25 protein-coding genes are annotated in these 19,198 nt (G+C 39.6%); 16 read left to right on the top strand and 9 right to left on the bottom strand.

All coding sequences use genetic code 11. The features are described from left to right. Positions 1-155: 155 nt before the first annotated feature. The 3 genes from Q5794_RS16695 to Q5794_RS16685 all read right to left on the bottom strand — a co-directional run bounded on the left by Q5794_RS16695 (position 156) and on the right by Q5794_RS16685 (position 2,670). Positions 156-404, bottom strand: a complete 249-nt coding sequence (locus Q5794_RS16695; RefSeq protein ID WP_214988328.1) for a hypothetical protein — start codon at positions 402-404, stop codon at positions 156-158. A 22-nt stretch (positions 405-426) separates the two neighbouring features. Continuing rightward, positions 427-1,041 (bottom strand): NAD(P)-dependent oxidoreductase, encoded by a 615-nt coding sequence (locus Q5794_RS16690; protein WP_192994289.1) that lies wholly within the window; start codon positions 1,039-1,041, stop codon positions 427-429. 399 nt (positions 1,042-1,440) lie between these two features. Then, positions 1,441-2,670, bottom strand: a complete 1,230-nt coding sequence (locus Q5794_RS16685) for an IS110 family transposase (protein ID WP_098780477.1) — start codon at positions 2,668-2,670, stop codon at positions 1,441-1,443. Between the two features lie 638 nt (positions 2,671-3,308). Here Q5794_RS16685 and Q5794_RS16680 point away from each other — a divergent pair. Continuing rightward, on the top strand, positions 3,309-3,932 hold the full coding sequence (locus Q5794_RS16680) for a hypothetical protein (protein ID WP_374988169.1): 624 nt from the start codon (positions 3,309-3,311) through the stop codon (positions 3,930-3,932). Next, complete coding sequence (locus Q5794_RS16675; protein WP_280146911.1) at positions 3,920-4,795, top strand: hypothetical protein; 876 nt, start codon at positions 3,920-3,922, stop codon at positions 4,793-4,795. Before Q5794_RS16680 ends, Q5794_RS16675 begins: the two co-directional genes overlap by 13 nt. A 242-nt stretch (positions 4,796-5,037) precedes the next feature. Here the strand turns inward: Q5794_RS16675 and Q5794_RS16670 are convergent, their stop codons facing one another. Further along, positions 5,038-5,760 (bottom strand): DUF421 domain-containing protein, encoded by a 723-nt coding sequence (locus tag Q5794_RS16670; RefSeq protein ID WP_311590739.1) that lies wholly within the window; start codon positions 5,758-5,760, stop codon positions 5,038-5,040. 327 nt (positions 5,761-6,087) lie between these two features. Here Q5794_RS16670 and cspD point away from each other — a divergent pair, with 327 nt between their 5' ends. Both cspD and Q5794_RS16660 read left to right on the top strand, forming a co-directional pair. Continuing rightward, the gene (cspD, locus tag Q5794_RS16665) at positions 6,088-6,285 is read left to right on the top strand and encodes a cold-shock protein CspD (protein ID WP_013057877.1); all 198 of its coding nucleotides are present in this window, start codon (positions 6,088-6,090) and stop codon (positions 6,283-6,285) included. Between the two features lie 243 nt (positions 6,286-6,528). Beyond that, positions 6,529-8,106 carry a peptide chain release factor 3 gene (locus Q5794_RS16660; protein ID WP_013057876.1) on the top strand — a complete coding sequence of 526 codons (1,578 nt, stop codon included), beginning with the start codon at positions 6,529-6,531 and terminating at the stop codon, positions 8,104-8,106. 97 nt (positions 8,107-8,203) lie between these two features. Here Q5794_RS16660 and Q5794_RS16655 read toward each other — a convergent pair whose 3' ends face one another. After that, positions 8,204-8,530 (bottom strand): multidrug efflux SMR transporter, encoded by a 327-nt coding sequence (locus Q5794_RS16655; RefSeq protein ID WP_013057875.1) that lies wholly within the window; start codon positions 8,528-8,530, stop codon positions 8,204-8,206. Further along, on the bottom strand, positions 8,527-9,060 hold the full coding sequence (locus tag Q5794_RS16650) for a TetR/AcrR family transcriptional regulator (RefSeq protein WP_374988168.1): 534 nt from the start codon (positions 9,058-9,060) through the stop codon (positions 8,527-8,529). Before Q5794_RS16650 ends, Q5794_RS16655 begins: the two co-directional genes overlap by 4 nt. A gap of 229 nt (positions 9,061-9,289) precedes the next feature. On the opposite strand from Q5794_RS16650, the gene Q5794_RS16645 reads away from it, so the two are divergent. Continuing rightward, positions 9,290-9,865, top strand: a complete 576-nt coding sequence (locus tag Q5794_RS16645; protein WP_374988167.1) for a poly-gamma-glutamate hydrolase family protein — start codon at positions 9,290-9,292, stop codon at positions 9,863-9,865. Here Q5794_RS16645 and Q5794_RS16640 read toward each other — a convergent pair. Further along, the gene (locus Q5794_RS16640) at positions 9,816-10,370 is read right to left on the bottom strand and encodes an HAD-IIIA family hydrolase (protein ID WP_214988334.1); all 555 of its coding nucleotides are present in this window, start codon (positions 10,368-10,370) and stop codon (positions 9,816-9,818) included. The genes Q5794_RS16645 and Q5794_RS16640 overlap by 50 nt on opposite strands. 148 nt (positions 10,371-10,518) lie before the next feature. Here Q5794_RS16640 and Q5794_RS16635 point away from each other — a divergent pair, with 148 nt between their 5' ends. Continuing rightward, positions 10,519-11,841: a helix-turn-helix domain-containing protein gene (locus Q5794_RS16635; RefSeq protein WP_192994277.1), complete on the top strand. Its 1,323-nt coding sequence runs from the start codon at positions 10,519-10,521 to the stop codon at positions 11,839-11,841. Between the two features lie 157 nt (positions 11,842-11,998). Then, a complete protein-coding gene (locus tag Q5794_RS16630) occupies positions 11,999-12,145 on the top strand; it encodes a hypothetical protein (protein ID WP_013057870.1) in 147 nt (48 codons plus the stop codon). A 38-nt stretch (positions 12,146-12,183) separates the two neighbouring features. Here Q5794_RS16630 and Q5794_RS16625 read toward each other — a convergent pair whose 3' ends face one another. Then, a complete protein-coding gene (locus Q5794_RS16625) occupies positions 12,184-12,627 on the bottom strand; it encodes a hypothetical protein (protein ID WP_374988166.1) in 444 nt (147 codons plus the stop codon). A 119-nt stretch (positions 12,628-12,746) separates the two neighbouring features. Here Q5794_RS16625 and Q5794_RS16620 point away from each other — a divergent pair, with 119 nt between their 5' ends. The 9 genes from Q5794_RS16620 (at position 12,747) to Q5794_RS16580 (ending at position 18,082) form a co-directional block, all read left to right on the top strand. Continuing rightward, positions 12,747-12,965: a DUF1659 domain-containing protein gene (locus Q5794_RS16620; protein ID WP_013057868.1), complete on the top strand. Its 219-nt coding sequence runs from the start codon at positions 12,747-12,749 to the stop codon at positions 12,963-12,965. A 15-nt stretch (positions 12,966-12,980) separates the two neighbouring features. After that, a complete protein-coding gene (locus Q5794_RS16615) occupies positions 12,981-13,193 on the top strand; it encodes a DUF2922 domain-containing protein (protein ID WP_214988339.1) in 213 nt (70 codons plus the stop codon). 55 nt (positions 13,194-13,248) lie between these two features. Continuing rightward, on the top strand, positions 13,249-13,386 hold the full coding sequence (locus Q5794_RS16610; RefSeq protein WP_013057866.1) for a YvrJ family protein: 138 nt from the start codon (positions 13,249-13,251) through the stop codon (positions 13,384-13,386). A gap of 84 nt (positions 13,387-13,470) precedes the next feature. Then, positions 13,471-13,884 (top strand): BlaI/MecI/CopY family transcriptional regulator, encoded by a 414-nt coding sequence (locus Q5794_RS16605; protein ID WP_374988165.1) that lies wholly within the window; start codon positions 13,471-13,473, stop codon positions 13,882-13,884. A 3-nt stretch (positions 13,885-13,887) separates the two neighbouring features. Then, the gene (locus Q5794_RS16600; protein WP_192994271.1) at positions 13,888-14,739 is read left to right on the top strand and encodes a M56 family metallopeptidase; all 852 of its coding nucleotides are present in this window, start codon (positions 13,888-13,890) and stop codon (positions 14,737-14,739) included. A 36-nt stretch (positions 14,740-14,775) separates the two neighbouring features. Then, complete coding sequence (locus Q5794_RS16595) at positions 14,776-15,489, top strand: DsbA family protein (RefSeq protein WP_214988341.1); 714 nt, start codon at positions 14,776-14,778, stop codon at positions 15,487-15,489. Further along, a complete protein-coding gene (locus Q5794_RS16590; protein ID WP_374988164.1) occupies positions 15,489-15,926 on the top strand; it encodes a disulfide oxidoreductase in 438 nt (145 codons plus the stop codon). Before Q5794_RS16595 ends, Q5794_RS16590 begins: the two co-directional genes overlap by 1 nt. Before the next feature lie 922 nt (positions 15,927-16,848). Further along, positions 16,849-17,331: a DUF2243 domain-containing protein gene (locus tag Q5794_RS16585; RefSeq protein WP_043981423.1), complete on the top strand. Its 483-nt coding sequence runs from the start codon at positions 16,849-16,851 to the stop codon at positions 17,329-17,331. Next, positions 17,324-18,082, top strand: a complete 759-nt coding sequence (locus tag Q5794_RS16580; protein WP_214988343.1) for a cytochrome c oxidase assembly protein — start codon at positions 17,324-17,326, stop codon at positions 18,080-18,082. Before Q5794_RS16585 ends, Q5794_RS16580 begins: the two co-directional genes overlap by 8 nt. 40 nt (positions 18,083-18,122) lie before the next feature. Here Q5794_RS16580 and Q5794_RS16575 read toward each other — a convergent pair whose 3' ends face one another. Further along, complete coding sequence (locus Q5794_RS16575) at positions 18,123-19,007, bottom strand: YitT family protein (RefSeq protein WP_074895024.1); 885 nt, start codon at positions 19,005-19,007, stop codon at positions 18,123-18,125. Positions 19,008-19,198: the final 191 nt, after the last annotated feature.

Below are 19,198 nucleotides of genomic sequence, written 5' to 3'. Positions count from 1 at the left end.
AATGGAATGGTATGTATATAAAAGACAGAAGCTATTGCTAAAAGAGACCTCATTAAACCAAAAAAAGGCTGCGTCATAAGCCGAACATTCGACTTACAGCACAGCCCTTTATATGATTGAAAATGTGGATTTAAGCCTGTTTTTTTACAATACTACTATGCAATAAAAAAGCTTCCTGAAATAAAAACGATGACACCAATGACCATCATTAATGTTTCGCGGTCTTTTTTTCCTGGTTTTTTATTAGCAGGAAGCAGCGATTTTGAAAGAGGCTTGGCAAAAACTATGACAAGCATGCAAACAGCAGCAAAGATGCCAAGCGCCACCTGAAAATTACCTTCAATAAAGACGCATGCCATTAAAAGTACAAGACTTATTTTTAGAAAAATTTTTGATAGGTTCACTATCAACACTCCTTTAGAACACTTAATACGAAAGACTTAGTGATTTTTTTATGTGCCTGTTGTTTTCTACGGCTTGAAGGAGAAAATGAGCGACGTCAGAACGGCTGATGTTGCGTCCGTTTTCTGGTATGCTAGCTTCTCCTATACGATAATACGTAGTTAATGGACCGCTCGTTAAACCCATTGGCCGAGCAACAGTCCAGTCGAGCCCGCTTACCTTCAAGAGCTTCACGGCTTCGTGATGATCGCGAAGCACATTTTTTAAAATGCGCTGAGCAAGCCAGCCTGTCATGCCTGGAATTTCTCCGTCGATTCCGGCAGAAGCCGTATAGGCGATACGCTGAATTCCGTTTTCGTTCATACATTGAATCAACAGATTGGTCGTTTCTACTAAAAGGGTAGAATGCCCCAAATTTTCAGTTCCAAGACAAGAAATCACTGCATCAGATCCTCGCATGGCCTGACATACTTCATAATAATCAAGCACGTCGCCTTGTATGACGTGTACGTTCGCATGCGTTACCTTAAGCTTAGCTGGATTTCGCACAAAAGCTTTTACATAATGTTCATTTTTAATCGCTTGTTTGATTAATTCCTGTCCGGTCCTGCCGCTTGCGCCAATCAAAAAAATGTTCATACGATCAACCCTTTCGTTTCAATGTAGGTAGTAAAAACGAAATTTTCTTTTACCATAACACATTTTTCTCGATTTAGCTTGTCAAAACATAAAAGCTGCTTACGAGTTTCATCAAAGTAAGAGGTATCCTCTGTTCTTTTTTAAAACTTATGTCATAGACTGTCTAGAAAACAAAGAAATGTACGAACGGTTTATAAAGGGGTTTAATGCTATAGAAGCGAAAGGGTATTATAAGAATAAGGGACGAACAAAAGACCTGCGGTATTATGTCAATTGAAAAATAAAAGAATCTAAAGTTATCAAAGGGCATTTTACTTAAAAAAAGCATCACGAAACTAGACCAGTAACTAATGTAATTTACTGGAAATAATTTGAAAGGTAGCGATGACAAGTTTTATGTCATATTTTCACGCACCTTTCTGGCGTAAAGAGTTGGTGACTGCGTAGTAGCGCATCCACCAATCGCACAAATTTTCTTGCGGTTAGAACGAGTGCACGTTTGTGTTGATGTTTTGGTACTTCATTATATTTTTTTATGTAATATTCTTGATAGTCTGATACATGCCTTCTTACTGAGTTGGCGGCTTCAACTAAGTAATAACGCAAGTAGTGATTACCAGTGCGAGATAATGAAGTATCTTCAGCTGTAAAACGACCAGATTGATGTTTCCTCCAGTATATTCCGGCGTATTTAGCGATTTTGGTTTCATCTTCAAATCTTTCGATTTGACCAATTTCAGCGATGATACCGGCAGCGAATACAGGACCCACTCCAGGAATGGATTCAAGTGTTTGTGTTAATCCAGCCATAATTTTCTTAATAGACTTTTCTAATTCCTTGATTTGCTGTTGAAACGTACGAATAACTGTGATTGATGTACCTAAAATGACATCTATGGAATCTTCGACTACCTTATCCAAACGATAAGAAGCTTTTACAGCTCTTTGAATGGACGATGCTATACATCTTGGATCACCAAAGCGATTTTTGCCTTTTTCCTGTAGGAACTCAGCGAGTTCTTCTAAAGGCATATTGGCGAGTTCCTCTAAACTGAATTTCTCGAGAAATAGTTCCATCATAGCGTTGCCAAATACAGAAGAATCTACTTCTTGTGAAAATGTATTACATTTAAAACTTAGATGTTGAAGAAAGTGCTGCTTTTCTTTTGTTAACATCTTTACGAGTTGATAGCGAGTTCTTGTTAATTGCTGCAGCGCCACGTATTGGCTCTCTTTCACGATTGACATTTGATTACGTCCAAATCGTAAATAATCGGCAATGACAAAGGCATCAAGCTCATCTGTTTTATCCATATCAGAATAGCTTTTCTTAAAGTTTGCGATTTGCTTAGGGTTTAGGAGAAATACCTTTGCTCCAAAGCGCTGTAAGTCTGTATCGTGATGAAGAAACATAGAAGGATGAAAGCTGTAAACAGATGTTGATTCTAGGCCTATTTTAAGCATTTCTACCTCTTTACCAGTGACACACTGTAATAATTTTTCTTTTAGTGTGGTAGCTCCTGGTAAGTCATTACTGACCGAAAAAGCATCTATTTTGTCTCCTTCTTCATTCAAAAAGCAAACTTTCATATCAAACGAACTTACATCTAGACCAACAAATAATCTCACGTAAGAGACCTCCTTTCGATTTAGAATCATTTTCTTGGACGTCTCGAGATATCTCTAGTGTGTACGCCGACCAACAACCTCGTGTATAAGAGCTTATCCTGAATCGAAAGCCGCCCTAGAGCCACTATCATCTAGGTTCGAGGGTCAGGTTGCTCAGCCTGCGAGTAGGATGTCCCGCGCGTTCACTGAGAAACACTCTTTATAATGTGGTAGATCCACAGGGGCGAGAAGAATTGTCCCAAATGATCCTAAGATCATTATCTAGAAATATCTTGAGACGTCCAAGCGTTTTATTTAAATGGCTCTCATTGTAGAGAAAGTCTAAGCTTGAAATAGAGCTTAAATATAATATACGAGGGGCGATGCACTATGAAAAAATCGGTAAGCCGAGCACGTGTTATCATAGTACTGATAGGCTTTCCGCTCATCTTTCTCATTATGGCGCTTGTGACGGGTGAGTGGCGATATATGACTTGGACCATACCGCCTGCGCTGATGTCATGTTGGACGGCACTCTTTGTATTAAGAAAGCAAGAAGAAAGATAACAGGAAATTTGAACTATTGCATCGAATTTATAGAGAAAGTATAAAATGATAGAAAGCTATAGTAAGAAAATTTAATGAAGGACGGTGTGAAGATGAACGGACAACAGTTATTGTATGGGTTGCTTACGTCTAAAGACGATATCCTAAGAGCTGCTTATGTGTTATGTGACCACCGCATTTATACGGAAATGTCAGCGCAGTATCAGCAGACGGAGCATACGGATTTTCAAGCATCATTGATGGAAGAAATGAAATTGCTTGAAAAGCAGCCTGAAGTAGACATGCATCTGCATATTTTGCTTGAAATGGCGAAGTTTTTTGAACTTCCTGTTTCTCATGCTACAACAAATGGCGAGCTGTATGAGTTAAGCGATAACATTGGAAATTTGCTTGTATCTAAATACAATGAGCTGTTTTCAATTGCACGCTGTCATACGTTAGAAGACGTAATGCGCCATCAAATCCGACTGTTCTTTCATCTAATTGATTCGCAATACATGATTGCTACAAATCGCCAGCAAGCTGTGTTTCAGCAGCAGCTGATGAATTGGATTGAACAGCTGCCCCCCATGTATCAGGAAAGAATGATTGATGCATTAGGAGAATATCAGCAGGAAGCACTTGTGAAACTGCTGCAAAAAAAGGGACAATCGAGCTATACAAACAGCTTCCTCCGCACGCATACCCTGCTATTTCAGGCCTTATGGCAACCGTAATGAGTATCTTTATTCCCGTTAATTACCCGCCAGCACTGCTATTTAGTATGAATGCGCCGCTGTTTTTAATGGCGAGCTTTGAAAGTCATGAAATTATTGCAAAACGCAAAGAAGCTGGAACTTTTTTACCGCTGTTATTGGTAGTTGTTCAGCTGATGTGGACGTACAAGCTTGAGCATCAGGATGAGCTGTTGAATTATCAGTCTCTGCTGATCAAGTGGTCGTCTGTACACACAGCGTATCAAGATTATATGAAAAAGAAAGAGCAGTCACTGTTTGACCGTGAACGGTTAGACAGCTTTATTTATAAAACAGAGCAGTATGTTAAGCAGCTCCGCGCTACGGAGAAAAAGACGGTGAAGCAAATTGAAACGCTCAAAACAGCCATCCGCCATCAGCTTGATGAAATGGAGCTCACATCGTTAAACGGAGGGCTTGTGCTTCAAAAAATGATTGAAGAGCATGAATCATTAAAACAAGATGTAGAAGAACTGCAGCGCAAGCTTTCGATCAAAGGTGACTTCTTCTCTAAAGTAAGGCTGACGTTCCGTTCTGCAGAACGGGCCGTCAAAAGCAAAGTGAAAGAGGTAGAGCGTAAAAAAGTGCTTATGCAAATGACGGACTTTATTTTGGCAAATCGCTTGCCCGTATGCGTGGATATTCAAAATGAAATTTATGATTATCAAGACGAGCTGACGACGACTATTTTTCAAATTAATCAGCAGGTCGAGCTGCTTGAAGAAACAAAACAAAGCCGCCAGCTAGCCGATGCAAAAGTACGCCGCTATGATCAAGAAATAAAGCGATTTGAACGGAACTACTATGGCTTAAAAGAAGGAACCGTTGAAGAGATGGCACAGTGAAACTGGGACAAACATATTTTATCCGAACGAGTTTGATTCTCCATCAAGAATCAAACTCGTTCGGATTTTTTTATGGTGATCGTGAACATAGGTTTTATGTATGTAGCTGCTTCTAGCTGTTGATAGGAGAGGAGAGCAAAGCCCTGCACGGAAATCAACAGCGGTGTAACAAGCGATCCATACGAACTCATTCACCCCATTTGTCTGCCTTTAGATTGGCGTAATTTAGTTATGTCTCAATCTCATTCTCTGTCTGTAGGAGCGGACAGCTGATCTTTATACTCATCTACATAGAGCATGCCGTTTGTTGACACAACTGCATACAGCACTTGGTTCAACTGAAGCTGACGATTTGAAAGCTCAAGGTTGATCCACTGTTCGGTATATTGAGATGTTAAATTTTTATGAATAATTTCTCCGTCCATGATGAGTTCTACCGGTAAATTCATTTCTTTAAACGGCTTAGACAAAACGTCCTGTTTGGCAATGTTTTGATAAGCAGTTTTCTTTAATACTGACAGTTTTCCGCTTACTTCTAAAACAGCAAATTCTACTTCAGCAATGTTGAACGTTCCTAGTTCTCGTAAATGCTGATTCAAGTCGTCAATAGAATATTTGACTTTTTTCATATTTGCTTCAAGAAGCTTTCCTTTTTCCATAATAACCGTCGGGCGCCCTGTAATCCATTTTCGCAAGCGTCTGCTTTTTAGAGCTGTTGATGCTAAAAGAAAATGAGTGGCCACAAGAAAAACAAAAGAAGCGAACATCGGCAGAAATTTTAATTTTAAATCAAATCCCATATTTGCGATGAACGACCCAATAATGATGGACATTGCAAATGTAAAATGATTATTATGCGTGTTAATTTGTTTTCCAATCAGGAAAGTTGTAATGCTTAAGATAATGAAAGAAACAAAGGTTCTAAGAAGGGACATGAGAATGTCTTCCATAGGTTGTGATGTCACCTGCTTTCTCATAAATAGAAAGAGTATCTATCTCTATAGCGTTATCCGTTTAAAGGATCGTTATACAAGAAAAAACATCAAGAAGAAGGGCGGATAATGCGTTCACATTCGGCTGCTTAAAAAGGGGCGGAAAGGCTGTAGGTAAGGGATCAAAGCAAACAAAAAGAATGTGCAAATTCCTTTGAAATTTTTTGGAGGATTTGTTACAATAAAGGTGCTTATTTTTGTTCGGTAAGGATAGTTCGAAGTGTTCGTCTTGACTTATTGTAAGAGCAGGAATAGAGTAATACACAATGTGTGGATTGTCACACAAGGAGGAAAAGAGATATGTTACAAGGTAAAGTAAAATGGTTCAACGCTGAAAAAGGTTTCGGTTTCATCGAAGTAGAAGGACAAGACGATGTATTCGTTCATTTCTCTGCTATCCAAGGCGAAGGTTTCAAAACTTTAGAAGAAGGTCAAGAAGTTACATTTGAAATCGTTGAAGGCAACCGTGGACCACAAGCTGCTAACGTTCAAAAGTAATTTTTTTTATAAAGTTTAAGCCGATCAGCAGAACGTTTCTCTGGTCGTTCGTTAAACTAAACTGGGAGAAGGCCCCTTTTATAAAAGGGGTCTTTTTCTTGTTCGCTTTTTACACCTTGTTGACGATTTCTTTGATTTTGTAGAAGTATTCAAATATGAAAAAAACTAGTCACGCAGTATAAAAAAAGCGTATAATGAAATGATGAAAATAGGAATTGTAGAGCAGAAAGGATTTTAAAACGTATGAGCAACCAACTTCAAGAAACGATGGTCGATTCACGTCGTACATTCGCCATTATTTCTCACCCGGATGCCGGGAAAACAACGTTAACAGAAAAAATGCTGTTACTGGGCGGAATGATTCGTTCAGCCGGAACGGTTAAAGGAAAAAAATCAGGCAAGTTTGCTACATCTGACTGGATGGAAATCGAAAAACAACGTGGAATTTCGGTTACATCAAGTGTTATGCAGTTTGAGTATAAAGATCACTTTATTAACATCTTGGATACACCAGGACATGAAGACTTCAGTGAGGATACGTATCGTACCTTAACGGCTGTAGACAGTGCGGTCATGGTTATTGACGGAACAAAAGGGATTGAAGCACAAACGCTTAAACTTTTTAAAGTTTGCCGTATGCGCGGTATTCCCATCCTAACATTTATCAATAAATTAGACCGTGAAGGAAAAGAGCCGCTTGAGCTGCTTGAAGAAATTGAAGATGTACTCGGTATTGAATCATACCCTGTAACGTGGCCAATTGGCATGGGGAAACGATTCCAAGGAACGTATGACCGTTTTTCAAAACAAATTGAAGTATACCAAGGAAACAAAGAGTCATATTTTGCAGACTTTGACGGTGAAAATATCGATGATGAAATTAAAAAACACGTTGATGAAATGTATTTACCAGGCTTAGTGGATGATTTATCTCTATTAGACGAAGCAGGTAATGATTTTTCAATTGAAAAAGTAAAGCAAGGCCTATTAACACCTGTTTTCTTCGGAAGTGCGATTGCAAACTTTGGTGTACAGTCTTTCTTTAATTCATTTTTACAATTAACATCACCGCCACAGCCTCGTGAATCAACGAATGGCACCGTTCAGCCTACGGATGAAAACTTCTCAGGTTTCATCTTTAAAATTCAAGCGAACATGAACCCAGCTCACCGCGACCGCATTGCGTTCGTACGCGTATGTTCAGGGAAATTTGAGCGTGGAATGAACGTGACGCTAGCAAGAACGAATCGTAAAATGAAGCTTGCGCAGTCTCATCAGTTCTTGGCATCAAGCCGTGAAACAGTAGACACAGCGTACCCTGGAGATATCATTGGCTTGTATGATTCAGGCACGTATCAAATTGGTGACACCATTGTAGGAGAGGGAAAAGTATTCGAATTTGATGCTCTTCCAAAGTTCCCGCCTGAACTGTTTGTAAAAGTTCGTGCGAAAAATGCAATGAAATCTAAGCACTTCGAAAAAGGGATTAATCAGCTTGTACAAGAAGGAGCCGTACAGCTTTACCGTACGCCGTTCTTTGGAGATTATATTTTAGGAGCAGTCGGTGAACTTCAGTTCCAAGTGTTTGAACACCGTATGAAAGGTGAGTACAATGTCGATCTTGAATTCACGCGCATGTCTCATAACATTGCAAAATGGGTAGACAAATCAACAATTGAAGATCGCATGCTAGATTCTCGCGTGATGCTAGTAGAAGATCGTGATAAGCATTCCGTTCTTATGTTTGAAAACGATTTTGTATGGCGTTTGTTCCAGGACAAATATCCATCTGTTAAATTCCTAGATCCGTTTAATCTATAAAAGAGTATAAAAAAAGGAAAACGATACATACTACTTTCATAAGTAGACAGTCGATTTTCCTCCTTTGCTTAAGAGTCAGTATTTACTGGCTCTTTTTTTAGTGAGCCACTGATTTTAAATTTAAAAGAATGACTCCTGCAATGATTAATACGATGCCAAATACCATCGTGAGACTGCCGCTTTCTTTCCAAATGACTACGCCAATCACAGCTGTCACAGCAGTTCCTACGCCAGACCAAATGGCATACGCAACGCTGAGTGGAATGTGCTGAAGCGATGTGGAAAGCGCATAGAAAGCAAGACCAAACCCTAATAAAACACCAAGACTAGGCCAAAATTTTGTAAATCCGTTTGATGCTTTTAACATAGATGTACCAAATAACTCTGAACTAATGGCAATCGCTAAAAATAAATAGGCTTTCATCGAAAACCCTCCTCTGTTAATTTCCGAAGTTGTTGTTGAATCTGTTTTTGCATGTCTGGATCCACGGGTGCGAGCCCAAACATTTGACTGAACCATAATCCGTCAGCTGCTAGGCGCACAATGGTAGCAAGGACTGGATCAATGTCGTCTTGTTCAATATGCATTTGCCACTTTTCGTATTGCTTTTGAAAGTGCTGCAGGAGTTCAGGATTGGTTGCAATACCTGCAAGTAACCCCGCGCTCATCACTTGTTCACGCTGCAGATCATCAAGCGTCTCAGCGAGATAAGCCCGGCTCCATTTGCCAGGAGAATCGTCATGTTCAACTTGCACGTTTAGTCCGTCATCATATTTCTTTGTGACTGAATACAGCATTTGCTTAATCAATTCATCTTTTGAAGAGAAGTGATACAACAAACCGCCTTTACTGACGCCGGCTTCTTTTGCTACTTTTTCAAGCGTTAAATTTCCAACGCCGTCGCGCTGTACAACCTGCGTAGCTGCATGCAGTATATCATCAAATGTAGACACATGAATTTCCTCCTTTTTGATTTTCCCTAGAATACTTTACCGTCTGGACGGTTTGTTTGGCAATACTTTTATTTCGAATTTCAAAAAAAAATTTTTGTGCACACTAAAATATAAAGTATAAAAACAAAAATAAACGAGTAAACAAAGGGTTAATACCTTTACTATATGAAGAAAAAGAAAAAATAAAGCCTGGGTATATGAAAGATAAAAGAAAGGTGTGAAGAAACAGATGAGGGATGTGTATCAAAGTTTTCAAGAGCTATCTCAGTGCGAACGAGCGGGGATTGATTACGAAATAGAATGTGTCATTCGCCGGAGAGAAATTGTCGTGCTTGCTATTCACGGAGGAACGATGGAAATTGGGACAGAAGAAGTAGCAGAAAAAATAGCAGAAAAGCTGAACGCAACGGTGTACGTATTTAAAACGCTGAAAACAGAAAATCCGTTTGAATTGCATGTTACGTCTGCAAACTACGATGAAGAAATGGCGCGTCATCTCGTTAAAAAATCAGCGGTCACGATTTCTCTTCACGGTGCCTATAGCGATGTCTGCACAACTTATATCGGAGGAAGAGACGAAGGGTTAGAAAAAGCGGTGCGTCAAGCGCTTTCGAATTTTCCGATTAGTGAAACGCCCGTCCATTCAAAAGGCGTTTCACCTCGAAATATCGCCAACGGCAATCAGCGGCATAAAGGACTGCAGCTTGAAATAACCACTCTGCAGTATGAACAATTATTACAGAATGATCAGCTGTTTAACGAGTATGTGAATGCGGTAGTATCGGCTGTGAACTCAGTGATGTAAAGATAAATTCAACAGCTTCCCGTATATTGGCTGCAATAAAGACTGCTTGTACATCAGCCCATTTTTCCCGTGCATGTAACGTGTCGTGCCCAGCCCCTGTTAACACTAAAATACATTGAGCCCCTGCTGCACGGGCCGCTACGAGGTCTTTCCACCGGTCGCCAATCACGATGCAGTTAGCCAAATTCAAGCTGTGCTCCTCGGCTGCTTTTAACAGCATGCCCGGTCTTGGTTTGCGGCACGAACAATTGTCCGAATCTTCATGAGGACAAAGATAAACATCATCAAATCCAAAAGCTAAAAGCTCAGAGATAAAGTCTGATTTCTTTACCTTTCCTTTTGCAACATCGGGCTGATTCGTAAAGGAAAACAGCGGAATGTCTTGTTTCTTTATGTCTATAATCGCTTGCTTTGCTTGGGGAAACAGCTGAAAATCACCTGGATATTGTATTTCATTACTGCCGCCAATTGTTCCGTCTCGGTCTAAAAATATTGCTTCAATCATATTCTTCACCTCTTTTTCTATCATAATATAAAATAGGATTAATTTGGTAAAAACTTTGTTTTTTGAAAAAAATCAAAGAAATATGACTGTCTTTTTACTTCTCATCATATGGATAAGTTAAATAGAAATGGTGAGGAGGGGAAGACAAGTGAACGAAGAATCGTTTTATTCACCATTTATAAGCGAAGATGGAAAGAAAAAAACAATTGGAGAAATTGAGTTTTCAGATGTGCAGCGCATGATGGAAAAATATTTAGAAGAAGGCTATCAGCTTGAGTTCAAGCGCGAAGTAAGCTCAACGGTCAAACGGAAAATCCCAAATATCATCGCTTCGTTTGCCAATGAAAAAGGAGGGTGGCTTATTTTTGGCATAGATGAAGACGACCATTCCATTAACCTGCTCGAGCGCAAGGAATATGAGCTGTTTATTAATAATATGCTTAAAGATGTCACCAATCCCATTCCTCGTATCGTTACGCGTTTTTTATCACCTGAAGATCACCCCGGGCAAGGTGTTTTTGTTATTTGGATTCCCGAAGGTCCGAACCCTCCGTACATGTCTTACGGGAAAATTTACAGAAGAATTGGAAGCGGCACATCTCCCGTTACGGAAATCGATGATCGCTATCATTTAGATCGGCTCTATCAAAAATCCGAGGATCAAACACAGCGAATAGAGGAATTTTGCACAAAAGAACTGTCTATCTATAACAGAAAATGGCCGATGCACGGGAAAAGCTATATTCATTACGGGATGTGTAATATGTACGTGCTGCCACTATATGATTTGTATTTAGTTGAACAAATGGAAGAAGAACGGTTAAAGCAATATATTTTAAGCAAGTCTAGCGAACCAAAATACTATCGTTTGGACGAGGAAAGTACGGTGATGCTGCATACGCCGTTTGTTAAAGCCTCTTATTCAGCGGAATCCATCATTTTTCGAAGCACAGATGTTATTGATGCGTATGATAAAACAATTGCGTGGGAGCAGTTTTATAACGGATCAGCTAAGTTTCATATTCCTATTCCGTACATGGAAGAATCAAAACAAATTCATGACGTATTAAAGTCAAGGATTTCAAGCTACATCGATGAGACGATTTTTGAGCAGTTTCAATATATAAACGGACCCTTTTTTCTCACATCTTTAATCAGCTGCATCGGCGGATACATCGATTGTATGATGGAATTAAAAGCAGAGCTGGAAGATATGATTATTGTGATTGACTTAGAGAACGTTCGAAACGATGTGCTTTACTTTCCGCATGAGCAATTTCAAACATTTCTAGAAGAAGAAGGGCTCGTCTTTTCAGATAAAAAGCAATATCGATTTAATCGATCATTTAAAACGACAAAATTAGGAGGTAATTTGGAGCTTCTTGCCTACGTTGATTATATCGTGACAGCGTTTGGCCTTTCAAAAAACCAGTCCATTGACTTTCTTAAACACTCATTAACTCAAGGATAAAATATACAATTTTTTGACAATAACTAAAAAAATGACAAAAGTGAAAAAAAGTATGATAATATCTTTCGTAAGTAATGAGCAAGTAAAGAAGAGAAAGGGGACTCTTTTTTACGGATGCCGTTGCTAGGTAGGGTTAAACATAAGGGGAGAAAAGGCAATGAAAAAAGCGACATCCATACTTCTAATTGTCCTAGCACTGGCTGGGTTAGGAGGAGTATGCGCTGCTTATTACCATCTGGAGCAGCAAAAGCAAACGGAAGAAATGACGTATGAACAGAAGTACATAACCGTAAGAAATGCATGAAAAAACCAGCCGATCGGCTGGTTTCTTTGGGTTTCAAGTCATAGTAAGTAAAATAAAGATTTTGCTTGTTCAGTTTTTTTAAATAACTCCAATGATGTATAGACGCAAAATAGAAAGCCAACGCTTGAAAAAACAAAAAACAAGCGGAGAAAAGGGCGTTTTTTTTGAATGCGAAAGTATGTAAAAACAACGAGTGAACATACAAGCAGTACGCTCATAGCAGCAAATCGAAGCGCGAGGTCTGCTAAATCATCAACCGTACGCTGAAACAATTTTAGCGTTTCATCGTTCAAATCCGTCTCAGGAATGTTCGTTTTGTCTTGCTGATTTAACACCCCTACATCCCATTTTTCTCGACTACAATCATGAGAAACCGTGTAGTAAAACGGACCAAGCTTTTTTTCATCTGCACCTTCGTCAGCAAGTGCTGAAGCTGGATGCATGAATGCTAGAACAAAAAATAAAAAGCTCCACTTTCTCATTACCAAAGCCTCTTTCTAACTCAGACTATCTCCCATTATAAACCAAAAATTTTTATGTTTCCATCATCCCTCTTTCCTATTTCCATTTCTATATATAAAGTGAAAGGGGGGAATAAAAGATGGCAGAAAAAATTCAGCATTCAAGCCAGCTTCGCTTAGTATTAGAACAAGGAATAAAAGAGGATGGAAAACCCGATTTAAAGACAAAATCCTATATGAACATTCAGCCTGGAAGTTCTGCAGATGCACTCATTACAGCAAGCGAAACCATTGCCAGCCTGCAGTCGCTGCCGCTTGTTGAAATCAACGAAGTTGTCACGTTTTCACTTTTAAAATAAGAAAAGAGGTAGAGTATGAAAACTTTAACGATGCAGTTTTTAAATGAGTCACAAAAAGCAGTAAGCCTATCGATTGAATCACCAAAAGATACGGTAGACGCGGCAGCCATTACAGCAGCAATGAATGGACTGATCGCAAGCGATGTCTTTACTTCAAGCGGCGGAGCGCTCGTTGCCAGAAAAGGCGCTCAAATCGTCGAGCGAAATGTAACCGAATTTACGATTTAAAAATGAAAGTCCTTCCACTTCGGTGCGAAGGGCTTTTTTAAAAGGAGAGAGGAAGATGACAGAGTGGTTTACGCTTGTCTCAGACGTTGGTTTTCCCGTTGTGGTGACGCTTTATTTACTTCACCGAATCGAAGCCAAGCTCGATACAGTTGTGCTATCCATTCAGCATTTAACCGATGAAGTAAAAAAGTGATTATGACAATTGTAAGGCAGTTGTCATGGAAAAGTTGACGGATTCGACACCTCACACTACAATTAGTAGTGTGAGGTGTCGAATATGAAAATTGAAAAATTCAAATTTAACGAAACCGGCCTTAATCGCTTTTTTGGCCCGCTTGAAACAAAAATTATGACGGCTTTATGGAACGAAAGTGAAATGTCCATTAAAGATGTGCAGCACGTGCTCGAGAAAGAAAAAGCAGTTAACTTCAATACCGTTATGACCGTTATGAATCGATTGGTGGAAAAAGGCGTGTTGCAAAAGCGTTTAAAAGGACGTACGTCGATGTATCAGCCGATTCTTTCTAAAGAGGAATTTATCGACGCTCAGTCGAAAGAGTTAACGCATGAATTGATCGACGAATTTGGATCGCTTGCTGTTACTCATATGCTTGATGCGTTAGAAGAAGTCGATGATTCACTGTTAAGCATGCTCGAATCAAAAGTCAAACAGTTAAAAAAGGATGAATAATCAATGAATCAAGGAATACTAAAGCGTTCTAAGCTTATTTTCAACCTGTGCTTTTTTATTGCCGTGACGTTGCTTATGCAAATGGGCATGTATGTGCTGCATTTGCTGTTTGGATGGAATTTATCATTTAACTTAATTTTACTTTGTAACAAAGTAGCCCACTTTTTCGGCTTGTTTTTTATTGAATACATGCTGAATGCGGTTATTTTTCATACTATGTTTGTACTGCTCATTAAAGCTGTAAAGCAAGTGATTCAAATGCGGAAAGTCCGTAAAATGATTACGAAGCTGCGAAATGAAACAACAACGGCTCACCTGCAAAAAGCGTACGGAAAGGATTTAACAGTCTTAACAACAGATCAGCCCATTGCATTAACAATGGGGTTGTTTACACCGCACATCGTTCTGTCTACAGGGTTGCTCTCAGTGCTTGATGAAAATGAACTAGAAGCTGTTATTTACCATGAGCAGTCACACGTTGTAAACAGAGATCCGCTCAAAACATTTTTACTAAGCACGCTTGCTTCTGCATTATGGTATATTCCGTTCATTAAATGGAGCCATAAACGTTTCAAAGTCATGCGTGAAGTGCTGGCTGATCAAGATGCCATTGTGAAAAATGGCACATCTGCTCACATCGGCAGCGCCCTTTTAAAAATGGTTAAAACGGGACAGACAAGTCTCTCGTGTGCGCACGTATCGTTTGCTGATACGTCGGTTAATTATCGCATTCAATATATTTTAAATCCGGAAACGAAAATGCCGATGCAGCCTCCTGTTATTTTAACGCTGACGTCGCTATACGTGTTTTTTATTTTGTGTGCGCTAATTTTTACAGCTCTAACAGCTCTGTAAGTTTGTAAGAGAGAAAGAAAAGAAGGAGATGAGATTGTGTCAAAAGCAAAGAAAAAGAAAAAGAAAAAAGTAACGCCCAATCAGCAAAGGTCTTCGAGCAAGTGGATTTTTTGGGTGATTGGAATTATTGCGGTCTGTATTTTAGGGTTAATCGTCCTTTCTAATATGTCAAAGGGAGGAGGAGATGAAAAGGCCGCTCTTACATATGATAATCAGCCGTATCTTGGAAAAGAGTCAGCTCCGGTAGAAGTGGTAGAGTTTGGAGATTACAAATGCCCGGCTTGTAAAAACTTCACGGAATCCTTTTTCCCGCTGATTCAAAAAGATTATGTAGATACAGGCAAAGTCAAATTCTACTTTATGAACTATGCGTTTATCAACAATGACTCATCTCGTGCAGCAGAGTTTGCTGAGACGGTATATAAAGAGCTTGGAAACGATACATTTTGGAAGTTCCATGAACTTCTTTATAAAAAGCAAAACGCAGCGGACGAAAAGAAAGATGTCTTAACAGAATCTTACTTAGAAGATACGCTGAAAGAAGTAGCTAGCGATGCCGATGCAAAAAAAGTAGCGAGTGCATTTAAAGACGGAAAAGGAAAAGATGCGTTTGATCAAGATATGAAGACAGCCAATGACTTAGGCATTACGGGTACACCAACCATTTATGTAGGCGGCAAAAAATTCGAAGGAAAAACAATCGATGACTTTGATCAAATGGTCAAAGATGCGGCTAAGGAGAACAAATAATGAACAAGTCTTTGGTTTTCGGGTGGATTACAGCGCTTATCGCGATGCTTGGAAGCTTGACGTTTAGTGAAGTTCTTCACTTTATCCCGTGTGAACTTTGCTGGTATCAGCGAATTTTAATGTATCCGCTCGCGATTGTGCTAGGTGTAGCCGTGTATCGGAATGATACGTTCATCTACAAATACGTCCTGCCGTTTTCTGTGATTGGTATGGCGCTTTCAGGCTATCATTATTGCCTGCAGAAGATACCGGCCCTTAAAGCATTTGAAACGTGTACAAGCGGTGTTCCTTGCTCAGGTCAATATATTAACTGGCTTGGATTTATTACCATTCCTTTTTTAGCGTTTATTGCGTTTACCATTATTACGATTATGATGCTTGTTCTTCGCAAGCAGACGAAAAAAAGCTTAACCTACGGGTTAAGCTTTTTTGTATGAAAACAAAAAAAGTCCCGCTTACAAGAAGCGGGTGCAAATAGGGTACATCTATGAAAAATGATGAAATTGTTTTGACAAGAACAGTATATAAAAGAAAAGTGAAAAAACGGTGAAAAGAGAAAAGCTTTTTTGAAAAATAAGGGGAAAAATATGCTTTTCTTATAAAAAAAAGCCCCGCTCACAAAAAGCGGGGAATAAATAGGGGTCATTTATGAAAAATGATGAAATTGCTTTGACAAACTTAGTATACAAAAGAAAAGTGAAAAAACGGTGAAAAGATGGAAGCTTTTAGAAAAAATAAAAAAAGACCTGTTTTGGGGAAACAGGTCACTAGAAAGGAGTAAAACTATGAAAAAATATGCTAATTGGCTTTACACATACTATCTTACCGCCTAATAGTGAAAAAACAGTGAAAAGAAACATCAAACAAAAAAAGACCTGCTCTGGGGAAGCAGGTCTTCACAAAGGAGTAAAACTATGAAAAAAATATGCTAATTGGCTTCGCAAGTACTATTCTATACCTTTATGGTGAAAAAACGGTGAAAAGAGAAGCGGGATATAAAAAAAGACCTGCTCTGGGGAAGCAGATCTTCAAAAGGAGTAAAACTATGAAAAAAATATGCTAATTGGCTTCGCAAGTACTATCCTATACCTTTATGGTGAAAAAATGGTGAAAAGAGAAGCGGAATATAAAAAAGACCTGCTTTGGGGAAACAGGTCATTAGAAAGGGAGTAAAACTATGAAAAAAATATGCTAATTGGCTTCGCAAATACTATCCTATACCTTTATGGTGAAAAGATAGTGAAAACGATATTAGGATATAGCTCCTATTTTTCCATATTATAGATTCATTTCTCTTTAATAGGGTATACGTTCATTAGAATCGATATAAGCTTAAAGAACTGCCAGGGAGGTATATATATGGAAAAGAAACACGAAGCAACTGCAAATCAGCGCGTGGTTCATCGCACTCGAAATAGCTGGTCAGGCTTTTTGTTTGGCGTAGGGTTAGTTGCTTTTATTGATGAAGCAGTGTTTCATCAGCTGCTTCATTGGCATCATTTTTATGATAAGTCCACAACGGCCGCTGGTTTAGTGTCGGACGGTTTGTTTCATGCATTCAGCTGGTTCGCTACAATTGCATCACTTTTTATGGTGGCAGATCTAAGGCGCCGGGGCGGCTGGTGGGTGAAAAGGTGGATAGGAGGAGTATTGCTTGGAGCCGGGGCGTTTCAGCTTTATGACGGGACCGTGCAGCATAAGCTTATGGGACTTCATCAAATCCGGTACGGAGTGAAGATTGCACCTTACGACATTACGTGGAATGTACTTGCATGTTTGATGCTGCTTATTGGCATCATTTTAACATGGTTTACACGTAAACAAGGTGCACATCATGATTAAATATGAAGTATTGTCTCAGCTTTTATTAGCCCTGCCTTTTGCCGCTGCCTTTTTTTTATACATGTGGGCTGTAGCGTCTTCGAATGCAACGTATAGAAAATGGTCATTATATAGGACGTCCAGCTGGACACTTGGTATTTTATGCGCCATATCTTCTGTAGCAGGACCGCTCGCAGCCCGTGCTCATATGGACTTTACTGCGCATATGACGGGGCATTTGCTTTTAGGTATGCTAGCTCCGCTTTTAATGGCGTTAGGAGCACCTCTTACGCTGCTGCTTCGCACGCTTCCGGTTCATGCAGCCAGAAAAGTGTCAAAACTTTTAAAAGGGCGGTTTGTTCGGTTCATCAGCAGTCCGGTGACAGCTTCTGTTCTTAACGTAGGAGGACTTTGGATTCTTTATACAACAAGTCTGTATGGCATGATGCATCACTCTTTTTTCGTGCATGTCGCTGTACATATTCACGTGTTTTTAGCCGGCTATTTATTCACCGTATCGATGATTTCAATCGATCCTTCGCCGCATCAAAAAACTTTTACGCACCGAGCATCCGTATTGGTTCTTGCTCTTGCCGCTCACGGTATTTTATCAAAATATGTGTACGCTCACCCGCCTACGCACGTCTCGGCGGAAGGGGCGCAGCAAGGGGCTATGCTGATGTATTACGGAGGCGATTTAATCGACTTATGTTTGATTGTGCTTCTTTGTTATGAATGGTTTAAGCGGGTTCAAAAAGTATCTCTTATATAAAAAAAACGCGCAGAAAGCATCATGCTTTCTGCGCGTTTTTTTAGTGAATGTTTCGTTTTTTAAAGCGTCCGCCGCGGACTTCCGTAATATCTGCAACGGCTAAAAAGGCAGTAGGGTCGAAATCTTCAACAATGGTTTTTAGCTTTGATTCTTCAAGGCGCGTAATGATGCAGAAAATCACTTTTTTATCATCGCCCGTATAAGCACCTTCACCGTGCAAATAGGTAACGCCTCGACCTAGACGCGCATTAATCGCATCGCCAATTTCGTCGGAATATTCACTAATAATCCAAGCTGATTTTGATTCTTCCAATCCTTCTACAACCGTATCAATGGCTTTAGCTGCAATGATGTAAGCAAGGATGGAATACATGGCGCGGTCCCATGTGAACACAAATCCCGCTGCTCCTAAAATGAAGAAGTTGAAAAACATCACAATTTCTCCCACAGAAAACGGAATTTTTTTACTGATTAAAATGGCAAGTATCTCCGTACCGTCAAGCGCTCCGCCGTAGCGAATTACGAGTCCAATTCCAATTCCGAGAATAATTCCTCCAAAAACGGTAGCAAGGAGAACGTCTGCGGTAAACGCGGGGACTTCATGAAACATAGAAGTTAAGATGGATACAACCAGTATGCCAAAAATAGTGGAAAGGGCAAATGTTTTCCCCATTTGCTTGTACCCGATAAATACAAAAGGAAGATTTAGTACAAAAAGAAAGATTCCTAGATTTACTCCAGTAAGGTGCGAAAGCATGATGGAAATACCGGTAATTCCTCCGTCGACAACGTGGTTTGGGACAAGGAAAATTTCAAGTCCTGTGGCCATGAGCAGCGCACCGATCGCAATGGCGATGGCCCTTCCAAATACCTGTCCCTTGGACAGCTTTCGGTGCTGAATTTTCGCTTTTTCGAGTTCTGTCATTTGCATGTCTCCTTTGATGTCTCATATGTATTTCTCACTTTAGAAAAGTGAAACTATCTTTAATTATACCTTACTATGCACAATTAGTGGGGATAGACGGCTTAATTACTTGTTTCACCATATAAAAAAAGCCTGCTTTAGAGTCATAAGCAGGCTTTTTATGGAGTAAAACGATGAAAAAAGATAGTTGG

Origin of the sequence: Priestia megaterium (assembly GCF_041941685.1) — a bacterium.
GTDB lineage: Bacteria > Bacillota > Bacilli > Bacillales > Bacillaceae_H > Priestia > Priestia megaterium_C.
Note: the sequence above shows the minus strand (reverse complement) of the source record. Positions and strands in the feature narration are given on the sequence as shown.

Coding starts and splice junctions, on each gene's coding strand:
- Q5794_RS16575 (WP_074895024.1), bottom strand. CDS start 19,007: ATGACAGAACTCGAAAAAGCGAAAATTCAGCACCGAAAGCTGTCCAAG.
- Q5794_RS16675 (WP_280146911.1), top strand. CDS start 3,920: ATGGCAACCGTAATGAGTATCTTTATTCCCGTTAATTACCCGCCAGCA.
- Q5794_RS16610 (WP_013057866.1), top strand. CDS start 13,249: ATGACAGAGTGGTTTACGCTTGTCTCAGACGTTGGTTTTCCCGTTGTG.
- Q5794_RS16625 (WP_374988166.1), bottom strand. CDS start 12,627: ATGAGAAAGTGGAGCTTTTTATTTTTTGTTCTAGCATTCATGCATCCA.
- Q5794_RS16660 (WP_013057876.1), top strand. CDS start 6,529: ATGAGCAACCAACTTCAAGAAACGATGGTCGATTCACGTCGTACATTC.
- Q5794_RS16590 (WP_374988164.1), top strand. CDS start 15,489: ATGAACAAGTCTTTGGTTTTCGGGTGGATTACAGCGCTTATCGCGATG.
- Q5794_RS16690 (WP_192994289.1), bottom strand. CDS start 1,041: ATGAACATTTTTTTGATTGGCGCAAGCGGCAGGACCGGACAGGAATTA.
- Q5794_RS16615 (WP_214988339.1), top strand. CDS start 12,981: ATGAAAACTTTAACGATGCAGTTTTTAAATGAGTCACAAAAAGCAGTA.
- Q5794_RS16640 (WP_214988334.1), bottom strand. CDS start 10,370: ATGATTGAAGCAATATTTTTAGACCGAGACGGAACAATTGGCGGCAGT.
- Q5794_RS16630 (WP_013057870.1), top strand. CDS start 11,999: ATGAAAAAAGCGACATCCATACTTCTAATTGTCCTAGCACTGGCTGGG.
- Q5794_RS16585 (WP_043981423.1), top strand. CDS start 16,849: ATGGAAAAGAAACACGAAGCAACTGCAAATCAGCGCGTGGTTCATCGC.
- Q5794_RS16645 (WP_374988167.1), top strand. CDS start 9,290: ATGAGGGATGTGTATCAAAGTTTTCAAGAGCTATCTCAGTGCGAACGA.
- cspD (WP_013057877.1), top strand. CDS start 6,088: ATGTTACAAGGTAAAGTAAAATGGTTCAACGCTGAAAAAGGTTTCGGT.
- Q5794_RS16605 (WP_374988165.1), top strand. CDS start 13,471: ATGAAAATTGAAAAATTCAAATTTAACGAAACCGGCCTTAATCGCTTT.
- Q5794_RS16600 (WP_192994271.1), top strand. CDS start 13,888: ATGAATCAAGGAATACTAAAGCGTTCTAAGCTTATTTTCAACCTGTGC.
- Q5794_RS16680 (WP_374988169.1), top strand. CDS start 3,309: ATGAACGGACAACAGTTATTGTATGGGTTGCTTACGTCTAAAGACGAT.
- Q5794_RS16580 (WP_214988343.1), top strand. CDS start 17,324: ATGATTAAATATGAAGTATTGTCTCAGCTTTTATTAGCCCTGCCTTTT.
- Q5794_RS16620 (WP_013057868.1), top strand. CDS start 12,747: ATGGCAGAAAAAATTCAGCATTCAAGCCAGCTTCGCTTAGTATTAGAA.
- Q5794_RS16655 (WP_013057875.1), bottom strand. CDS start 8,530: ATGAAAGCCTATTTATTTTTAGCGATTGCCATTAGTTCAGAGTTATTT.